Source organism: Actinoallomurus purpureus (assembly GCF_024055795.1).
Lineage (GTDB): Bacteria > Actinomycetota > Actinomycetes > Streptosporangiales > Streptosporangiaceae > Actinoallomurus > Actinoallomurus purpureus.
On the sequence record NZ_JAMXMY010000014.1, the window covers coordinates 200262 to 217897 of the forward strand.

16 protein-coding genes are annotated in these 17636 nt (G+C 72.7%); 5 read left to right on the forward strand and 11 right to left on the reverse strand.

The window, feature by feature from the left end:
- Positions 1-91: 91 nt before the first annotated feature.
- From NE236_RS25565 to NE236_RS25590, 6 genes are read right to left on the reverse strand one after another with little or no spacing between them, the layout of a single operon-like run.
- A complete protein-coding gene (locus NE236_RS25565; protein ID WP_252844676.1) occupies positions 92-580 on the reverse strand; it encodes a hypothetical protein in 489 nt (162 codons plus the stop codon).
- Positions 511-4023, reverse strand: a complete 3513-nt coding sequence (locus NE236_RS25570; protein ID WP_252844677.1) for a lipopolysaccharide biosynthesis protein — start codon at positions 4021-4023, stop codon at positions 511-513. The genes NE236_RS25565 and NE236_RS25570 overlap by 70 nt, the downstream gene beginning before the upstream one ends.
- Positions 4020-4793 (reverse strand): polysaccharide deacetylase family protein, encoded by a 774-nt coding sequence (locus tag NE236_RS25575; protein WP_252844678.1) that lies wholly within the window; start codon positions 4791-4793, stop codon positions 4020-4022. The genes NE236_RS25570 and NE236_RS25575 overlap by 4 nt, the downstream gene beginning before the upstream one ends.
- Positions 4786-5703, reverse strand: a complete 918-nt coding sequence (locus NE236_RS25580; protein ID WP_252844679.1) for a glycosyltransferase family 2 protein — start codon at positions 5701-5703, stop codon at positions 4786-4788. Before NE236_RS25580 ends, NE236_RS25575 begins: the two co-directional genes overlap by 8 nt.
- Complete coding sequence (locus tag NE236_RS25585; RefSeq protein ID WP_252844680.1) at positions 5700-6836, reverse strand: GNAT family N-acetyltransferase; 1137 nt, start codon at positions 6834-6836, stop codon at positions 5700-5702. The genes NE236_RS25580 and NE236_RS25585 overlap by 4 nt, the downstream gene beginning before the upstream one ends.
- Positions 6833-7690 (reverse strand): glycosyltransferase family 2 protein, encoded by an 858-nt coding sequence (locus NE236_RS25590; protein ID WP_252844681.1) that lies wholly within the window; start codon positions 7688-7690, stop codon positions 6833-6835. Before NE236_RS25590 ends, NE236_RS25585 begins: the two co-directional genes overlap by 4 nt.
- 342 nt (positions 7691-8032) lie before the next feature.
- Here NE236_RS25590 and NE236_RS25595 point away from each other — a divergent pair, with 342 nt between their 5' ends.
- On the forward strand, positions 8033-8830 hold the full coding sequence (locus NE236_RS25595; RefSeq protein ID WP_252844682.1) for a putative protein N(5)-glutamine methyltransferase: 798 nt from the start codon (positions 8033-8035) through the stop codon (positions 8828-8830).
- Positions 8831-9225: 395 nt separating this feature from the next.
- On the opposite strand, the gene NE236_RS25600 is transcribed toward NE236_RS25595, so the two are convergent.
- The 3 genes from NE236_RS25600 to NE236_RS25610 form a co-directional block, all read right to left on the reverse strand.
- Positions 9226-10431: a UDP-N-acetylglucosamine--N-acetylmuramyl-(pentapeptide) pyrophosphoryl-undecaprenol N-acetylglucosamine transferase gene (locus tag NE236_RS25600; RefSeq protein ID WP_252844683.1), complete on the reverse strand. Its 1206-nt coding sequence runs from the start codon at positions 10429-10431 to the stop codon at positions 9226-9228.
- Between the two features lie 171 nt (positions 10432-10602).
- Complete coding sequence (locus NE236_RS25605; RefSeq protein ID WP_252844684.1) at positions 10603-12039, reverse strand: glycoside hydrolase family 18 protein; 1437 nt, start codon at positions 12037-12039, stop codon at positions 10603-10605.
- 260 nt (positions 12040-12299) lie between these two features.
- A complete protein-coding gene (locus NE236_RS25610; protein WP_252844685.1) occupies positions 12300-13148 on the reverse strand; it encodes a LysR family transcriptional regulator in 849 nt (282 codons plus the stop codon).
- A 171-nt stretch (positions 13149-13319) separates the two neighbouring features.
- Between NE236_RS25610 and NE236_RS25615 the strand changes: the two genes are divergently transcribed.
- Together NE236_RS25615 and NE236_RS43785 are read left to right on the forward strand one after the other, a co-directional pair.
- Entirely contained in the window at positions 13320-14045 is a 726-nt protein-coding gene (locus NE236_RS25615) for an SDR family oxidoreductase (protein ID WP_252844686.1), read from the forward strand.
- Entirely contained in the window at positions 14042-14170 is a 129-nt protein-coding gene (locus NE236_RS43785) for a hypothetical protein (RefSeq protein WP_289850856.1), read from the forward strand. The genes NE236_RS25615 and NE236_RS43785 overlap by 4 nt, the downstream gene beginning before the upstream one ends.
- Before the next feature lie 4 nt (positions 14171-14174).
- Here NE236_RS43785 and NE236_RS25620 read toward each other — a convergent pair whose 3' ends face one another.
- A complete protein-coding gene (locus NE236_RS25620; protein ID WP_252844687.1) occupies positions 14175-15548 on the reverse strand; it encodes an ATP-binding protein in 1374 nt (457 codons plus the stop codon).
- The gene (locus NE236_RS25625; RefSeq protein ID WP_252844688.1) at positions 15545-16219 is read right to left on the reverse strand and encodes a response regulator transcription factor; all 675 of its coding nucleotides are present in this window, start codon (positions 16217-16219) and stop codon (positions 15545-15547) included. Before NE236_RS25625 ends, NE236_RS25620 begins: the two co-directional genes overlap by 4 nt.
- An 89-nt stretch (positions 16220-16308) precedes the next feature.
- On the opposite strand from NE236_RS25625, the gene NE236_RS25630 reads away from it, so the two are divergent.
- Positions 16309-16800 (forward strand): hypothetical protein, encoded by a 492-nt coding sequence (locus NE236_RS25630; protein ID WP_252844689.1) that lies wholly within the window; start codon positions 16309-16311, stop codon positions 16798-16800.
- Between the two features lie 56 nt (positions 16801-16856).
- Positions 16857-17630 carry an SDR family NAD(P)-dependent oxidoreductase gene (locus NE236_RS25635; protein WP_252844690.1) on the forward strand — a complete coding sequence of 258 codons (774 nt, stop codon included), beginning with the start codon at positions 16857-16859 and terminating at the stop codon, positions 17628-17630.
- Positions 17631-17636: the final 6 nt, after the last annotated feature.

Sequence of the window (17636 nt, forward strand, 5' to 3'; positions counted from 1 at the left end):
GGAGTGCCCCGCACTTGGTGTGTCGTGCGCGACTGCAGGCTACGTCGGCGCTACGGTCGTGGCCGCAGGCGTGTGCCGTCAGGCCTTGCGTTCAGCGGTCGAACGCCCACGACTCGTCGCCGTCATCGGGGTTCGTCACATCCGCCTGGCGCATTCCCGGTGAATTTCCCCGATTCGGGGAGATTGCAACAGCCAGGGCGGTCGGCACCGTACAAACGGCCGCGACGGCGATGAGACCCCCGCGTGGCGACCAGATGGAGCACACCAGCATCATCTCGGCAACGGTGGCGTTCAGCGCGATCGCCGCGGCGCCGGCCACGATGACACGTGCCGCCCGGTCGAGCCGGGCGAGGAGCCGGGCCGTACAGAAAGCCGGCGTGACGAGGGCGAATGTCGGAACGAGCGGACCGGTGACCAATGACGGCGTACCGGAGGGGAGGAGAGCCGTGGCGGCAAGGCCGGCGATGAGGAATGCGGCAGACGCCGGGAAAATCACCTGTCGTCCGCGCATCAGCCCCCCAATGCCAAGAAGCGCTCGATAATCACAGTTGCCAGGACGATTATTAGAAAAACGGACCATCGGGTGAATGGTCGTAGTCGTGATTCCTCGCCCCGCGGAAGGCGCAGGCGCGCGACCTCCCGCGCGACCAGGAGAATGATCAGCAACGGCAGGGCGACGAGACCGACCGGGGTCCAGGTCGTCGAGCCGAATCGGAAGTGCCGTGGCCGGGCCGGGGCCGGCGGGACGCCCGGAGGCGGCGCCCGCAGCGCGTAGACGGCGGCGTCACCGTCCACCAGGACCGGGCGCAGCCGCGGCGCAGCGGCCAGGGCGGCCCGCAGCCTGCCCGCGTAGGCGGCGGGCAGGCCGTAGTTGTAGTGGTTGTACGCCTCGTTGGCCCGGGTGGTGACGAAGTAGCCGCCGGGCCGCTCGCTCAGCGCTGCGATGATCTTAGAGATGTCGGACGGGTCGCCGGTGGCGCGGACGGCGGTGTAGTCGAAGCGCTCCATCGCGCGGGTGCCCCACGGCATCATCGGGAAGTAGCCGGCGTCATCGTTCGGGTCCGCCTGCCACACCACGTTGATCACGCCGGTGGGGGTCTGCCGCAGCATCGCCTCGAAGGCACGCACCTCGCCGGGGCGTACCTGTTCGAAGTTCTCATTGCCGAAGCGGACGAACAGGAAGCCCCCCGCCAGCAGCAGCCCGGTCAGGGCCGCGGCGACCACCGCGAGGGTGCGGCGCGTCCCGGCGAACGTCGTGGGGAAGAACACGTACGCCGCGAGGAGACAGGCGCCGGGGAGGACGAAGAAGTACACCCGCAGCGCGATCTCGCCGCCGTAGTTCTGCAGGCCGGCCGCGAGGAAGGGCGCGGCCAGCAGGACCAGCGCGACCCGGTCGTCGAGGCGGCGCAGCCGCCGTCGTACCGCCCCGGAGACCGCGAGCAGCATGATCACGGCGGCGATGAGGATCCGCACCGACTGCACCGTCGCCAGGCTCTCGCTGCCATTGCTCACCCGTCCGGCGACGCCGCCGGTCAGATTGGACAGCAGCGCGCCCGCGCCGGAGAACAGGTCGCCGATGTGCCCGGCCCAGTACGCCGTCGTCATGAAGGCGACCCAGCCGGCGACCATCACCGCGAGCAGGATCGGCAGGCTCCGCGCGGTGCAGCGCCGTATGACCACCAGTCCCGCGCAGGTGAAGAGGGTCAGGAACGGGGTCAGCTGGTGGCTCGCCGTCGTCACGGCGAAGATCACGACGAGGAGCAGCAGGAGGACGGTGCGCGTGCCGGCCGGGACGTCGGCGGGCGGCCGCTCTCCGGCCGACATCGGCCCGGTGACGAACGCCCGGATCCGGCCGGTCCGCGGCAGCCACGCCGCAGGCCGTACGGGCGGGCGGAACCAGTTCAGCAGCACGCCGACGAACATCAGGTAGAGCAGGTAGGAGAAGCCCTGGGGGCTGAAGTAGTCCTGCCCGACCCAGTCCGCCACCACGAACAGCCACGCGGCCAGCCAGCACGCACGCCAGTTCGCGCGCATGACCCGCAGGATGAGGTACACCGGCGCGAGGTACAGCAGTTGGGAGACGACCGGCGCCCAGTGCAGGAGGGGCTCCAGGTTCCGGACCCCGGCCGCGCGGGTCACGAACGCGACGAGCGCGAAGAACCCCGGCCAGCTGAACCGCGCGTCCAGCGCGTAGTCCGCCGCGCCGGTCCGCCGGATGTACTCCACGAACCCGTAGTGCTGCCAGGCGGTCTCCGGCCGGGCGTACGGCTCCAGGGCCGGTGCCAGGCCGTGCAGCGCCACGACGATGGCCACCAGCTGAAGGAGCAGGAGCACCCGGCGGGGACGTTTCAGCCACAGCGTGACGAAGAACGCCGTGACGAGCAGCGCGGCGCCGACGAGCGTCGCGACCGGCAGCACCGAGATCAGCCCGTACCCGTTCATGCGGGAGAGCCGCACGTGGCGCAGCGGGATCCAGTAGAGGCCGAGCCCGGCCGCGAACAGCGCCCACACCGGCCAGGCGGCCTGCGGGACACGGCGCGGGGCGGGGCGCTCGGGCGGCCGTACGGTGCCGGGCGCCGCCGCGACGCCGGGCGCCGCCACGGCCGCCACGACGCCGACGCTCGTCCGCTCGTCCTCCGCCACGACGCTCGCGCTCGTTCGCTCGTCCTCCGCCGCGACGACGGCGGTGTCCACGGCCGTGCCGCCCGGCACCGGCGTCGCCGGGCGGACCACCCGGAGCAGGGCCGGGAGCACGGCGACCGCCAGCGCGGCGCTGACCGCCAGCACGGCGTACCCGGGACCGGTCGTGCGCACTCCGCCGGGCACGGCGAGCACCAGCGCCAGCACGCCGGTGAACCGCGCACCCTGCAGCAGGGCCACCCGCCGGGTGCGCCGCTGCACCCGAAGGACGCCGATGTACACCTCGATCAGCGCTTTGGGAAGGGTGGCGAGAGCGAGGATCCGCAGCAGCGGGGCGCCGTGGCGGGCGTACCCCGGGCCGAAGAGGGACAGCCCCAGCCGGGCGCCGAGCAGGAGGACGACGGTGGCGGGCAGGAGGATGAGTGTCATCCGGACGAGCACCGACCGGCAGGCGGCGGCGAGCCCGCGCGCGTCGAACGCGCCCTCGACCGTCAGCGAGGTCGCCATGTTGACGGCCAGCACGTCGACGGTCGCGCCGAGCACCCACGCCAGGTAGAAGAACGCGTTCGTGCGGGCGTCCAGTCGGGCGGCGACGACGACCGGTATGAGGTTGCACAGCGCGTAGTAGAAGAGCGTGCCGGTGTAGTCACCGGCGAGGTAGCGGCCGATCTCCGCGCCGGTCGGGACCGGCCGGTCGCCCGCGGTCGCGGCGACGTGGCGCGGGATGAGCCGCTGGTGGATCACCCCCTCCACCGGGATGAGGAGGAGCAGCGCGGCCAGCACCCAGGAGATGGCGATCCCGTCCTGGGGCAGCGCGTCGGCCAGGGCCACCAGCAGCACGATTTTGAGGGCGGCGAACAGCGTGTTCTTGCCGAGCACGCCGGTCGCGTGCCGCAGCCCGGTGAGCACCCCGTCCTGGGCGGTGAACAGGCTCCACGAGACGACGGCCGCGACGAAGAAGATCCCGGAGCCGAGCCCCGACAGGTGCGAGAACGACGGGCCCCACCACGAGAGCGTGAGCAGGAAACCGGCGGCGAGCGTGGCGGCGGCCGCGATGCCCGCGACGTACGTGCGCAGCACGAGCCGGCTCGTGCCCTGCCCCATCTCGGGGATGAACCGGATGAGGATGAAGTTCAGCGCCGTCAGGCCGCCGAGGAACATCATGGCCTGGTTCTGCGCGGACTGCCGGCCGACCTCGGCGGGACTGTAGAACCGGGCGGCGAGGAGCCAGTAGCCGAGCCCGAGCACGCCGGTGAGCCCGCCGTTGATCATCAGGGCGTACGCGTTGCGGAACAGCGGATTGGCCAGCTCGCTCCGCAGGGCCGCCATGGGCTCCAGTGTCGCCTCTTCGCCCGCCCGCGCAAGTGACTTCTGACGCGTCACACGGTTCCTCGGAGGCGTCGTACGGCGTAGTGGGACCGGCGTACGACGGCGTACCCCTTGGTCAGCGCGTGGTCGACCAGGAATCCGCGACCACGCAGCGCCCGCTCGAAGCCGGTGAGGGACGTGCCGGCCCGTACGGTCAGCCGGGGGACGGCCATCGGGTCCTCGTCCGCGGCCGGCAGCGCGTTCGCGACCGCGCAGGCCGCGTCGTACTCCGCCGCCCGGACCTCGCGGCGCACGCGTGCGCTGGAGTAGCCGTACGGGTAGGCCATCGTGGTCACGGCGCGGCCCAGCCGGTCCTCCAGGAGCCGCTTGCTGCGCAGCAGCTCCGTGCGGAGCACCGCGTGGCCGAGCTGGTCGAGCTGGGCGTGGCTGTGGCCGTGCCCGCCGACCTCCACCCCGCAGGCCGTGATCTCCTCGGCCTGCTTCCAGCTGAGCATCCGGCCGAGCGGCCGCCCCGCGGCGTACGGCCCGGCGTCGCGGATCCAGCCGGTGGTGACGAACACCGTCGCCCGGAAGCCGAACCGGTCGAGCAGCGGCAGCGCACGCTCGTGGAAGTCGGCGTACCCGTCGTCGAACGTGATGACCACCGGGCGGCCGGTCGCGGGCCGCCGTCGTACCAGCTCACCGAAGGTGATCGGCGTGTACCCGGTGTCCTTCAGGTAGGCGAGCTGCTCGGCGAACGCCTCGGGGCGGACCGCGAGGCGGTCGGACCCGCCGATGGAGTGGTACATCAGGACCGGAACGGGCCCCGGGCGCGCGTCACCCATGGGATCTCCCGAGGGAGCCGGCGGCGTACCCGGACATCGTGAACGCGAGCCCGGCCACGATCGCGCCCGCGCGCCCGAGCCCGGCCGGGTCGCCGGTGACGGCGGCGCGCAGCCCGCGCCCGACGCCGCGCGGCAACTCCACCAGCGCGTGCCGCCGCTCGCTGGCCAGCCCGTCCCCGACTCCGACGCTGCGCGTGACCATCGCCTTCGACAGGCCCTCGGCGTAGCAGCGGGTGCGGAAGTACGCGAAGCGGGCGCGTTCGCCGGGAACGCGGTGCCAGATGACCGCGCGGTCGTCGAACACCAGCACCGTCTCCGGCGCCGCCTGGCGCAGCCGGATGCAGAACTCGGTCTCCTCACAGCCCAGCGGCCGTTTGCCCGGCGCGCGCCCGATGCCGCTGCGAAAGCCCCCGGCCACCTCGAACGCCGCGCGCCGGAACGAGGCGTTGCCGCCCATGAGGTTCCGGATCGGTCCCGTGGCCATCCCGCGGTACGTGCAGCCGACCACCCACGCGAACTCCTCGGGGAACCAGCGCGGAGCCTCGGACGGCCAGAGCGGCAGCGTACGGCCGCCGACCCCGGCGACGTCCGGGGCGTCGTACCCGCCGGCCAGGACGGACAGCCATTCGGCGTGCGCCACCGCGTCGTCGTCGAGGAACGCCACCACCTCGCCGTGGGCCGCGGCCACGCCGGTGTTCTTGCCGCCGGACAGCCCCCGCCGCCCGGTGTTGGGGATCACCCGGACGTCCGGGAGCACCGACCGGAGGCGGTGCAGGAGTGTCTCGTTGTGGTCGACGACGAGGATGATCTCGTGAGGCGCGAGCCGCTGCGCCCGTACGGACGCGACGGCGGCCAGGACGTCGTCCCAACGTCGCTCGGTGTAGGCGCAGATGACCACAGAGATCTTCACGCCGCGCTCCCCTTTCGGTCCGGCGACCGGTTCCGGCCGGCGTCGGGTGCGTCGCGGCCGTCCGCGCGGGCCTTCGGGCGCAGCCGGGCGTACGCCCGCAGCACCCGGTCCGCGCCCGCGTACAGCACCGGGCTGGCCAGCACCGCGCTGCGCGCCCGGCGCACCGGGGCCTCCCGGACCCAGTGCAGACCGGCGGTGGCCGAGACGCGTGCCGCGCGGCCCTCCGCGATCGGGAACTCGGCGTTCTTCAGCCAGTCCTTGTACTCCCGGCCGCCCCGCCCCATGGCGATCCAGCTGATCCCGGCGTCGGCGGCCGCCTCCGCCATCCGGAGATGGCCGATCATGCCGGGGGAGTACCGGCCGAACTCGACGTCGTACGCGGGGAACCATCCCGCCATGACCGGGCCCGCGCGCAGTCCCAGGTGCGCGGAGACGGGCCGGCCTCCGGCGCGCAGCACGCTGAGCACCCCCATACCGGTCTCGTGCAGGTGCTCCACGAGCGCCACGATCCAGGGCACGGCGAACCGGTCGGTGCGGCCCGTCCGGCGGTACTGCCCGGACTTCCAGGACATCAGGCGCCGCAGCTCCGCCGGGTCCCGCTCGTCGAATGTGTAGGTCACCTCCCCGGCCTCGCGCCCGAGCTTGCGCTCCTTGTACCGGACGGTCTTCAGCGTCTTCGGGGACCGCCGCCGGGCCTCGTCCGCGTACGCGGCGAAGCCCGCGCGCAGGTCCATCACCGGCTCGACGCGGGTCTGCGCGTGATAGGGCGCGAACGCCGCCTGGTCGGCCAGGAGGTGGTCGAACTCCCAGACGGACAGGCGGCAGGCGCGCAGCAGCGCCCGGACGTCGAACTCCAGGTCCGGCGGGCCGGCGAATCCCTGGCAGTCGGTCAGCCCGGCGCCGATCGGCCGGCCCAGCCCCAGCGCGTGCCGTTCGTACGGCAGGAAGCCCACGACGCCGGTGCCGTCGCTCAGCACGGCCACGCGCGCGTCGGCCCGGAACCGGCCCACGGCCAGGGTGAACTCGGGTGCGAGGAACGGATTGCCCAGAGCCGCGCCGGCGCCCTGGAGCGCGCGCCAGCGCGCCAGCTCCGGCTCCCCGAGATCCTCCGGGCGTGCGATGTCGACCCTCACCCGGCGGCCTCCTCGAGGTGGGCCTGCTCCAGGCCCACCCGCTCGTGGGCGGCGTGCTCCAGTACGGGACCGGCGGCGGGCCGCGGGCGACCCCGCTGCGCGGGCCCCCGGCGCCCTCGGACCATCGCGCGCAGCACCCGGAGGCCGTCGCGGCGGGCGTTCAGCTTCGAGACGCCCGACCTGCGGTCGAACTCGTGGCTGGGCACCTCGGCGATGCGCATCCCGGTGGTGATGGCGTTGACGCACAGCTCCGTCTCGATCTCGAACCCGTCGGCGGCCAGCCTCAGCCGGTCGACCACGGAGCGGCGCAGCGCGATGTACCCGTAGCACAGGTCCGTCCAGCGCACGCCGTACAGCACGTTGGCGAGCCTGGTCAGCCAGAGGTTCCCGGCCCGGCGCAGCCGCGTGAGGTCGTCGGAGCCGCCGCCCACGCAGTAGCGGGATCCCTTCACGACGTCGAACCCGCAGCAGATCAACGCGACGAACGCGTCGATCTCCCTGGGGTCCATGCTGCCGTCGGCGTCGATGGCGATGATGACGTCGCTGGTGGCGGCCTGGAAACCGGCCCGCATCGCCGCACCTTTCCCAGCGGGAGGCTGGCTGATGATGACGGCGTCCGGTCGCAGGCGCCGGGTGACGTCGACGGTCCCGTCCGAGGACTCGCCGTCGACGACGACGACCTCCTCCACCCCGGAGAGCCGGGGCAGGAGCCATCGCAGGTTGTCGGCTTCGTTGAGGGTGGGGATGACGGCGGTGACGGTCGGCCAGGACGTGCGGTGACGTGCGGTGTCGAGATGATGCAGGAGCGCGCCGGAACGTACGCCGGCGCTGTGGAGGGAGTCCGGCTCGTGCATGGTGGTGCCCCCGGTCAGGCAGGGGAGACTCGGAGAGGACGAGGTCCCTGCCGAGGTCGATTGACACCATCGATGGTCGGCCGCCGGGCGCGGAAAACCCTCCCCCGCCTGACGCAACCGCCCTACGTCAGCCGGAGGGATCCGCAGGGTGACGCGACCGTCACCGGGCCTCGCGCCATGGGGTCGGAGGGCCGAGTAGGGTTGCGGGCGTCGGCAGTGGACGTACCGAGGAGGTGAGACTCATTCCCGCTTCGCAGGCGGGGTGCTCTCACCGCATGTTCGCAGGGTCCCGCCGAGATCGGTGACCGCGAGAGCACCCTTCGGATCCCCCGAAAGGCTCTCATGTCGCTTTCCCCTTCCTTGCCCTCATCGTCCGCCATCGTCGGCCGCCTCCGCGCCGCCGGCTGCGTCTTCGCCGAGGACGAGGCGCGGTTGCTGATCGACACCGCGCGCACGCCGGACGACCTCGCCGCGATGGTGGACCGGCGCGTCGCCGGCCTGCCGCTCGAGCACGTCCTCGGCTGGGCCGAGTTCTGCGGGCTGCGCGTCGCGGTCGATCCGGGCGTGTTCGTCCCCCGGCGTCGCACGGAGTTCCTCGTAAGGCAGGCCGCCGCCCTCGCCGGGCCGGGTGCCGTCGTCGTCGACCTGTGCTGCGGCTCGGGCGCCCTCGGTGTGGCGCTGGCCGCGGCGCTCGGCACGGCCGAGGTGCACGCCGCCGACATCGATCCGGCCGCCGTCGCCTGCGCCCGCCGCAACCTGGCGTCCGTCGGCGGCCGGGCGTACGAGGGCGACCTGTACGACCCGCTGCCCGCGACGTTGCGGGGCCGCGTCGACGTCCTGCTGGCCAACGTGCCGTACGTCCCCACCGGCGAAGTCGCCCTGCTGCCCGCCGAGGCGAGGGACCACGAGGCGCGGGTGGCTCTGGACGGCGGGGCCGACGGGCTGGAGGTCGCGCGGCGCGTAACGGCGGAGGCGCCCCACTGGCTGGCGCCGGGCGGCCACCTGCTGTTCGAGACCAGCGACCGCCAGGTGCCGAGGGCCGTCGAGATCGTGGCTCGTGCCGGGCTCGTCCCCCAGGTGGTCGCGTCGGACGACCTGAACGCCACGGTCGTCATCGGCAGCCTCGGGTCTGCCGGTTGACGTCTGCGGCTTGAGCGCCGACGCGCCGAACCGAATGCTCGGCAATCGCGTAGCCCAACGGTGCGAACACCATCAAAGCGCCGCCGGGTACGAGCTTTCGCCGAGCATTACGTCCGCCACCCACGCCAGGATCACGCGCAGCCGCTCGGAACCATGTGCTGACCTTCGGGCCAAGTGGGGACGAAGCTGGAAGATCTGGAGAGGCCGCCGAACCGGCGATGTCGGCGACGAGCGGACCGGCGACTGGTGCGCCACGCGCCTCGACCCGAGGGCAGGCATCTCACCGACCGTGATCCAGTCCACCGCGTTCTTGCTGAACGAGGCGCTCCACCGGGAGTTGGAATACGTCGCAGAGGGCAGGAAGCCGGGGGCGGCGTCTTCGATGCACCGCCCGCTTACTGTCGTCCGTCGGCGACGACGGACAACAGAACGTCGACCAGGCGGTCGGCCGCGTCAGGCCGGCCCATCGTGCGGGCGTGCTGTGCCATGGCCGTCCGCCGTGCGGGGTCGGTGAGCAGGGGTTCCACGGCAGCACCCAGGGTCTGTGGCGTGGCCTCGCCGAGCAGGGCGACGGCGGCGCCGACCTCCTCCAGATGGCGTGCGTTGTGCGCCTGCTCATTACCCGCGGAGGAAGCGAGGGGGATGAGAACGGACGCCTTGCCCAGGGCGGTGAGCTCCGCGATCGTGCCCGCGCCGCTGCGGGAGATCACGACGTCGGCCAGCGCGAGCACGTCGGGCAGCTCCGGCCCGACATAGCCGGTCAGCAGGTAACGGGCCGCCAGTTCGCGGGGCAGGGCCGAAGTGTGCTGCTGCAAGTCGGCGAGGTTGTCCGGCCCGCACTGGTGGATGACGTTGGCGTGGGACAGCAGCCACGGCAGGATGCCGCTGACGAGAGTGTTGATCTGCTGTGATCCCTGGGCGCCGCCGGTGACGTAGACGGTCGGGCGGTGCGGGTCGAAGCCGTGCAGGGCGAGCGCGTGGATCGCCTTCTCCGGCTGTCCGGACAGCACCTCGGGCCGCACCGGGTTGCCGGTGACCACCGCGCCGGCGCGGCTCGCTTCGGGCAGCAGCGGCAGGGTCGACTCGGAGGACACGGCGATGCGCGTCGCCCTGCGGGCGAGGGTCCGGTTGGCCAGGCCGAGGCGAACGGTCTGCTCGTGCACCACCAGCGGGCGGCGGCGCATCTTCGCGGCCATGCCGACCGGGACGGCGACATAGCCGCCCGTGGCCAACACCACGTCGGGACGGAAGCCGGAGATGATCCTGCGCGCCTGGAGCACGCCCAGCGGAACCCGCAGCATGTCCTTCACATTGGCCGGCGAGATGAGCTTCAACGGATTGGTGGAGCGGCGGATCTTGCCGGTGACGACCGAGGCGAACCGGATTCCTTCGGCCCCGGCGACGCGGGACTCCAGGCTGTCGGCCGTTCCGACCCACAGCACCTCAAGGGACCGGCCGGCGCCCTGGAGCCGGGCCTGAAGAGTCCGTACGGCGGTGAGAGCCGGGTACGTGTGGCCACCGGTCCCGCCGCCCGTGACGATGAGGCGAAGCGGCCGCTCCGGAGCGAGGAGCAGAGGGTCGACGACGGCATCAGAAGTCATTCGCAGCACCGTAGTCACCGGTAGGCCGACCGGTCAGCGAAACCGGGGGTATGTGATCTATCCGGCCTTCTCGGCAGCGGTCGGCTGATCGAGTCCACCGGCCCTGAGAAATCACGTGGCGGGCCGTGCCGCGCCGGCACGGCCCGCCACGCGAGCGGGGAGCTCAGAGGGTCAGCCGCTGAACGCCTTGGTGAAGTCGAGGGCGGTCTGGGCGATGCTGCTGCACGTCGCGCTCGCCCACTGCTGGGGACCGCCGGGGCAGGGCTTGTCGCGGGTGGCCGACCACATCGACAGCCAGGCGAGGTTCTTCTGCTTGGCGAACGCGGCGAGCTTCTTGGCGTCGGCGACCGTGAAGACCTCGGTGTTCGTGTCGTTCACGCCGATCATCGGGGTGACCGCGATCTTGCTCCACGCGCTGCTCACGCCGAGCGCGCCGCGCACCTGGGACTCGGTGGAGGTCGCCGCCTGGATGGCGTAGTCGCCCATCTTGCCGCTGGGGTTGGGGGCCTGGCCGTCCCCGTAGTCCATGGCCATGATGTTGACGGCCGAGACCGAGTCGCCGTTCTGCTTGGCGGTCTTCAGCAGGTTCACGCCGTCCTGGGTGAGCCCGGACGGCAGGACCGGCAGCGTGAACGACACGTCCAGGCCCGCGACCTGCTTCTGCAGCGTGGCGATGGCCTGGGCGCGCCGCGTGTTGGCGGCCTGGTCGGCGATCGCGGCGCCCTCGACGTCGAAGTCGACCTTCTTCAGCTTGAAGGCGTCGATGACCTGCTTGTACGCGGTGGCCAGCTGACCGGAGCCGGAGCAGGCCTGGGCCAGCTCGGTGCCGTTCGCGCCGCCGAACGAGACGCGGACGTCGCCGCCGGCCGCCCGTAGCGCGCCGATCTGCTTGGCGACCTCGTTGTCGGCGAGCGCCTGGGAGCCGCCCCACTTCGGGGTGCATCCGCCGCCGGAGACGATGAAGGCCAGGTTGAAGGTCTTCACGCCCGTCTTCGCCGCCGTGCCGGTCAGGTCGTACGGCGGGTACAGGCCCACGTCCACGTAGGGCGCGAATCCGCCGGCCGACGAGGACGGCGGGGTGCCGGTCGGCGGTTCCGGCGTGGGCGTCGTCGTCGGGGGCTTCGTGGTCGGCGAGGATGTCGGTGTGCCGCCGCCCGAACAGGAGGCGCCGTTCACCTGGCAGGAGGCCGGAGTGGTCGCCTTGCCGTCCACGGTGAACCCGACCTGCCGCGCCTGGCCCGGCGCGATGTCGCCGTTCCAGGACTCGTTCTTGACCGTGACCTGGGCGCCGTTCTGGTGGGAGACGCCGTTCCACAGGCTGGTCACCTTGGCGCCGGCCGGCAGGTCGAAGGACAGGTCCCAGCCGTGCACGGTGTCGGTCCCGGTGTTGGTCAGCGTGTACTGGCCGGTGTAGCCGGAGTCCCAGGAGGAGACGGTGCTGAAGGCGGCCCGGACCGACGCGGTGTCGGCCGATCCGGTGGCCGCGGTGAGGCCGCCGGTGCTCGTGCCACCGGTCGCCAGGGCGACGCCGCCGACGCCCAGGACGGCGGCGAGGCCGAGGACGACCGGCAGCTTCGTCCGCCGTCGGCGCGTGGGGTGTGGACTCATGAGGGAGTGCCTCCAGGGAAGCGGGGGTCTACGGTCGTGCGCCTGCAGGGCGGTGCCAACGTACGGCCGTGGATCCCCTCGGCGGCCGCCGTTAAGGCGCTCTTAAGGAGCGGCTGAAAAGCGCCTAAGACTGCCGTCTCCGGCGTGGCCGATTCAGTGGGGTGGGAGTCCATACGGTGATCAATGATCAGTGCTCCGCCCGGTTCCCGGACCGTGGCTCCGCTCGATGGTCCGGTTCCGACTACCGACGCACGTGCCGGCTAGAGGCGGGTCGCGGCCCGGACGAGCCCGGCGAGGGCTCGGGACCGGCTGTGCGGTGGCCAAGCGATCACCGTCGTCACCGCCGGCGCGTCCAGCACCGGTACGGCGGCGAGGTCGCCGCGCAGATGGGCCCGGCACGACTCCGGCAGGACCGCCGAAGCCCGGCCGAGCGCGATCAGCTGCAACAGCTGCGCATGGTCCCGAACCTCTGGACCGGGACCGTCCGGGTACGCGCCGTCCGCTCCGGGCCAGCGCGGCATCGGCAGGCCGGGCAGCGCGGTGACGTCGGCCATCCGCAGGTGAGCCCGGCCGGTGAGGTGGTACCCGGCCGGCAGGACCACGACCTGCCCCTCTGTGCACAGCTCCTCGGTGTCGAACCCAGCCGTCGAGTCGAACGGCCGGTGCAGCAGCGCCACATCGGCCCGCCCGTCGCGCAGCAGCCGCTCCTGTTCGCCGGGCCCGCACAGGAGCACGTCGACGGTGACCGCGCCGGGTTCGGCGGCGTACGCGTCGAGCAGCTTCGGCAGCAGTTCGCTGGACGCTCCTGCCTTCGTTACGAGGACCAGGTCGGGGTGGCCGGTCGCGGCGAGGGCGGCGCGGCGGGTACGGCGGTCGGCGGCGTCGACCGCGTCGAGGGCCGCCCGGCCCTCGCGCAGCAGCACCGACCCGGCCTCGGTCAACGTGACGGCGCGGCTGTTGCGTTTCAGCAGCGCCACCCCGAGCCGCCGTTCGAGTTGCTGGATCGCCCGCGACAGCGGCGGCTGCGCGATCCCGAGTCGTTCCGCGGCCCGCCCGAAGTGCAGCTCCTCGGCGACGGCGACGAAGTACCGCAGCTCCCGCGTCTCCATGCCGCCACGGTATCCGTGGGACGGACCCCGTGCGGCACCGCCGAAAGCCGGTGGCGGAGCGGGGCACCGGGATGACGGTGAAGCCGGTGGCCTGGACCGATACCCGGGGGGTATCGCTGCCCACCCAGACGGTGTTGGAGCCCTGGCCGGGGCGCGGACAGGATCAAATGTATGAGCGAACAGACGATCGCGCTGGTCACCGGCGCGAACAAGGGGATCGGATACGAGATCGCGGCCGGCCTGGGCGCCCTCGGCTGGAGCGTCGGCGTCGGCGCCCGGGACGAGGAGCGCCGGGAAGCCGCCGTGGAGAAGCTGCGGGCGGCCGGTGTCGACGCCTTCGGTGTGCCGCTCGACGTGACCGACGACGCGAGCGTGGCCGTCGCCGCCGGGCTGGTCGAGAAGCGCGCCGGCCGCCTCGACGTGCTCGTCAACAACGCCGGCGTGACCGGCGGCCTGCCGCAGGAGCCCACCAGGGTCGACCCCGCGGACGTGCGGACGGCCGTGGAGACCAACGTGATCGGCGTCATCCGCGTCACCAACGGGATGCTTCCGCTGCTGCGCCGCTCGGCGTCACCGCGGATCGTGAACATGTCCAGCGCCGTCGGCTCCCTCACCCGGCAGACCACTCCCACCGCCGAGACGGGCCCGATCTCCGCCGCGTACGCGCCGTCGAAGACGTTCCTCAACGCCGTCACCGTCCAGTACGCCAAGGAGCTGCGCGACACGAACATCCTGATCAACGCCGCCTGCCCCGGCTACTGCGCGACCGACCTCAACGGCTTCCGCGGCGTCCGTACCCCCGAACAGGGCGCGGCGATCGCGATCCGGCTCGCGACCCTGCCCGACGACGGCCCGACCGGTGGGTTCTTCGAGGACGCCGGGGTGGTGCCCTGGTGACGGACGGGTACGAGCTCAGCCCGTCCGTCCGTTTCATCCCTACCCCCGGCCACACCCCGGAGGACATCACCACGCTCGTCGGCACGGCGGAGGGGCTCGTCGCGACGGCGGACACGCCGCGCTGAGGCCCTAAGTCCGTCGGCCTCGGCGGGGGCGTTTCGGGGTCGTCGGCAGCCAGATCTGCACCTGCGCGCCGCCGAGCGCCGAGCGGTCGAACCGCACGTCGCCGCCGACCGTCTCGGCCAGGCGACGGGCGATGTCGAGCCCGAGGCCGGTGGACCCGCCGCCGCTGGCGCCCCGGCGCAGCGCCGCCTCCGGGTCGGCGATCCCGGGGCCGGCGTCGGCGACGAGGATGCCGACCAGCCCGGCGCCCGCGTGCAGCGTCACCGCGAACGCCGTGCCCTCCGGGGTGTGACGGAACACGTTGCCGAGCAGCGAGTCCAGCACGGCGCTCAGCTCGGCGCGCGGCACGGGGACGGCGACGGGGTGCTCGGCGCCGATCAGTTCGCAGGCGCGTTCCTGGTCCTCGGCCAGCGCGGACCAGAAGGTCATCCGGTCGCGGAGCACCTCGGCGGCGTCGCAGCGGGCCGTCTCCTTCGGCTTGCGCGCCGAGCGGATGATCTTGTCGACCTCCTCCTCGAGGCGCGTGACGGCGAGCCGGGTCTGCTCGGCCGCGGGTTCCGCGCCGAGCGCGGCCGCGTTGAGCCGCATCGCGGTGAGGGGGGTACGCAGCCGATGAGACAGGTCGGCGATCAGCTCGCGTTCCGCCGCGAGGAGCTGTTCGACACGGTCGGCCATCGTGTTGAACGCGCGACCGGCGTCGCGCAGCTCGGGCGGCCCCTGCGGGTCGATGCGCGTGAGCAGGTCGCCGCCGCCCAGGGCGGTCGCGGCCCGCGCCAGGGTCCGCGCGGAGCCGACCACGCGGGCGCCCAGGCGGTCCGCGACGACGACGGACCCGGCGACCAGCGCGGCCGCCACCAGGGTCAGCGTGATCCAGGCGGGCCGTACGCCACGTGCAAGGTCCTCGCGGGGCAGGTACACCTCGACGATCGCCGTACGGCCCTCGTCCAGCGCGACGGGCTGCAGCAGCACGTAGCCGCCGGACGCCGCCGCCGAGAAGGCGCGGCCGCGCGCGGTCGCGGTCGCCAGGTCGCCGGGCCTCGCCCGCGACGTCCCCACCGTGCTCGGCGGCGTCGCTCCGGTGCGGGCGACCCTCGTCGGCCGTCCGGCGTCTCCCGGCGCGTTCGCCGCCGGGGCTCCGGTGGGCAGGTGGACGGCCATCCGGCCCGCCGCGCCCGCCTGGGTGCTGGCGACGGCGCGCTGCAGCGCGGCGCGGTCGGTCGTGATGGCCAGCGCCGGGGCGAGCGACACCGCCTGCCGCTCCGCGTCGGCCAGCGCGCGGTCCCGGGCGATCTCCTTGACCATCAGCGCGAGGGGGATGAGGAACGCGAGGGCGACCATCGAGGTGACGGCCGCCGACACGAGCGCGAGGGACCGTCTCACGGCGCCGTCAGCTTGACGCCCACGCCGCGTACGGTGTGCAGATAGCGCGGGCGGGAGGCTTTCTCGCCGAGCTTTCGGCGCAGCCAGGACAGGTGCACGTCGATCGTCTGGTCGTCGCCGTACGGCTGCTGCCAGACCTCGTTGAGCAGCTCCCGCCGGGACACGACGTGGCCGGGGCGTGACGCGAGGTGGGCGAGCAGGTCGAACTCCCGGCGCGTGAGGTCGAGCGGCCTGCCGTCGAGGGACGCCTCGCGCCGGTCGAGGTCGACCCGCAGGCCGCCGACCTCGCACAATCGCCGCTGCACCACCTGCTTGGAGCGGCGGAGCACCGCGCCGAGGCGGGCGCTGAGATGCTCGCCGGAGAACGGTTTGATCAGGTAGTCGTCGGCTCCGGCGTTGAGCAGTCGTACGATCTCGGCCTCGTCGTCGCGCGCCGTCGCCACGATCACCGGGACGTCGGACACGCCGCGCAGCATCTTCAGCGCCTCGGCGCCGTCGAGGTCGGGAAGTCCCAGATCCAGGAGGACGACGTCCGGCGCGGAGCGGGTGACCTCGCGCAGGGCGTCCAGTGCCGTGCCCGCGCTCCGTACGGAGTGCGCCCGGTCGGTGAGCTCACGGATCAGCGCCGACCGTACGAACTGATCGTCCTCCACCACGAGCACATTCGCCATGCCCGGCACCTTAGAGCGTGAGGGGGCAGAACCGCCGAAATAGCAATAAACTACGGCGATTGCGGCACCATGGGGCGGTGCGACGGGCGATGACATACGTGGCCGCGTGGGGCGGCTCGACCTCTCTCGCGGTGCTGCTCGTCTGGTTCAGCGCGCGGCCCGTCCTGCACAACGCGGTGTTCGGCCCACCGCCCGCCCGCTCCGTCGTCGACCATGTGCCCGTCTCGCCGGCCGACCCGCCCACTCCGGCCGCGCCGGTCTCCACCACGCCGAGCCCGGCCGCTCGGGCGACGCCGAAGCGGACCGCACGGCACACGCCGTCCCGCCCGCCGAGCACGCGGCCCGCTTCGCCGCCGCACACGGACACGCGCAGCTACACACTTCCGGGCGGTCAGGTCGTGCTGTCGATGGGCGCCACGTCGGCCCGGCTGGTCTCCGCGACACCGGCCGCCGGGTGGGAGGTGCGGACGTGGCACACGTCGGGGTGGCTCCGGGTGGACTTCACCAAGGGCGAGCGGACCTCCTCGTTGTTCGCCACGTGGAACGGCCACCCGCCCACCGTCCAGGTGGAGAATCAATAGCCACCGCCCCAACATCACCCGAATCGGATTCTGTGCTCTCCGGTAACCTCCTGCTCATGGACGTAAACGGAGTTGCCGCCATCGTCACGGGCGGCGCGAGCGGACTGGGTGAGGCGACCGCGCGGGACCTCGCCGCACACGGTGCCAAGGTGATCGTGGCCGACCTCAACGAGGACAAGGGCAAGGCCATCGCCGACGAGATCGGCGGTGTCTTCGTCAAGGTCGACGTCTCCGACGAGGAGCAGGTGCAGGCCGCCGTCGACGCGGCCGTCGCCACCGGCGCGCCTCTGCGCGTCGTGGTGAACAGCGCCGGCATCGGCTGGGCGTCGCGGACCGTCGGCCGGGACGGCTCCCCGCACGACCTCGCGACGTACAAGAAGGTCATCGAGGTCAACCTGATCGGCACCTTCAACGGCCTGCGGCTCGGCGCCGCCGCGATCGCCAAGACCGACCCGGTGGACGAGTCGGGCACCCGCGGCGTCGTCATCAACACCGCCTCGGTCGCCGCCCTGGAAGGGCAGACCGGCCAGGTGGCCTACTCCTCCTCCAAGGGCGGCATCGTCGGCATGACCGTGCCGGCCGCCCGCGACCTGGCCGCCATCGGCGTCCGCGTCAACACGATCTGCCCGGGCATCATCGACACGCCGATCTACGGTGAGGGCGAGGCGGCCGAGGAGTTCAAGAAGAAGCTCGCCGCGCCGGTCGTCTTCCCCAAGCGCATGGGCCGTCCGTCGGAGTTCGCCCACCTCGTGCGCGCCCTGATCGAGAACGACTACGTCAACGCCGAGACCATCCGCTTCGACGGCGGTATCCGCTTCCAGCCCAAGTGAGGTCCT

Coding starts and splice junctions, on each gene's coding strand:
- NE236_RS25610 (WP_252844685.1), bottom strand. CDS start 13,148: ATGGAGACGCGGGAGCTGCGGTACTTCGTCGCCGTCGCCGAGGAGCTG.
- NE236_RS25630 (WP_252844689.1), top strand. CDS start 16,309: ATGACATACGTGGCCGCGTGGGGCGGCTCGACCTCTCTCGCGGTGCTG.
- NE236_RS25615 (WP_252844686.1), top strand. CDS start 13,320: ATGAGCGAACAGACGATCGCGCTGGTCACCGGCGCGAACAAGGGGATC.
- NE236_RS25600 (WP_252844683.1), bottom strand. CDS start 10,431: ATGACTTCTGATGCCGTCGTCGACCCTCTGCTCCTCGCTCCGGAGCGG.
- NE236_RS25595 (WP_252844682.1), top strand. CDS start 8,033: ATGTCGCTTTCCCCTTCCTTGCCCTCATCGTCCGCCATCGTCGGCCGC.
- NE236_RS25605 (WP_252844684.1), bottom strand. CDS start 12,039: ATGAGTCCACACCCCACGCGCCGACGGCGGACGAAGCTGCCGGTCGTC.
- NE236_RS25565 (WP_252844676.1), bottom strand. CDS start 580: ATGGTCCGTTTTTCTAATAATCGTCCTGGCAACTGTGATTATCGAGCG.
- NE236_RS25590 (WP_252844681.1), bottom strand. CDS start 7,690: ATGCACGAGCCGGACTCCCTCCACAGCGCCGGCGTACGTTCCGGCGCG.
- NE236_RS25625 (WP_252844688.1), bottom strand. CDS start 16,219: ATGGCGAATGTGCTCGTGGTGGAGGACGATCAGTTCGTACGGTCGGCG.
- NE236_RS25575 (WP_252844678.1), bottom strand. CDS start 4,793: ATGGGTGACGCGCGCCCGGGGCCCGTTCCGGTCCTGATGTACCACTCC.
- NE236_RS25635 (WP_252844690.1), top strand. CDS start 16,857: ATGGACGTAAACGGAGTTGCCGCCATCGTCACGGGCGGCGCGAGCGGA.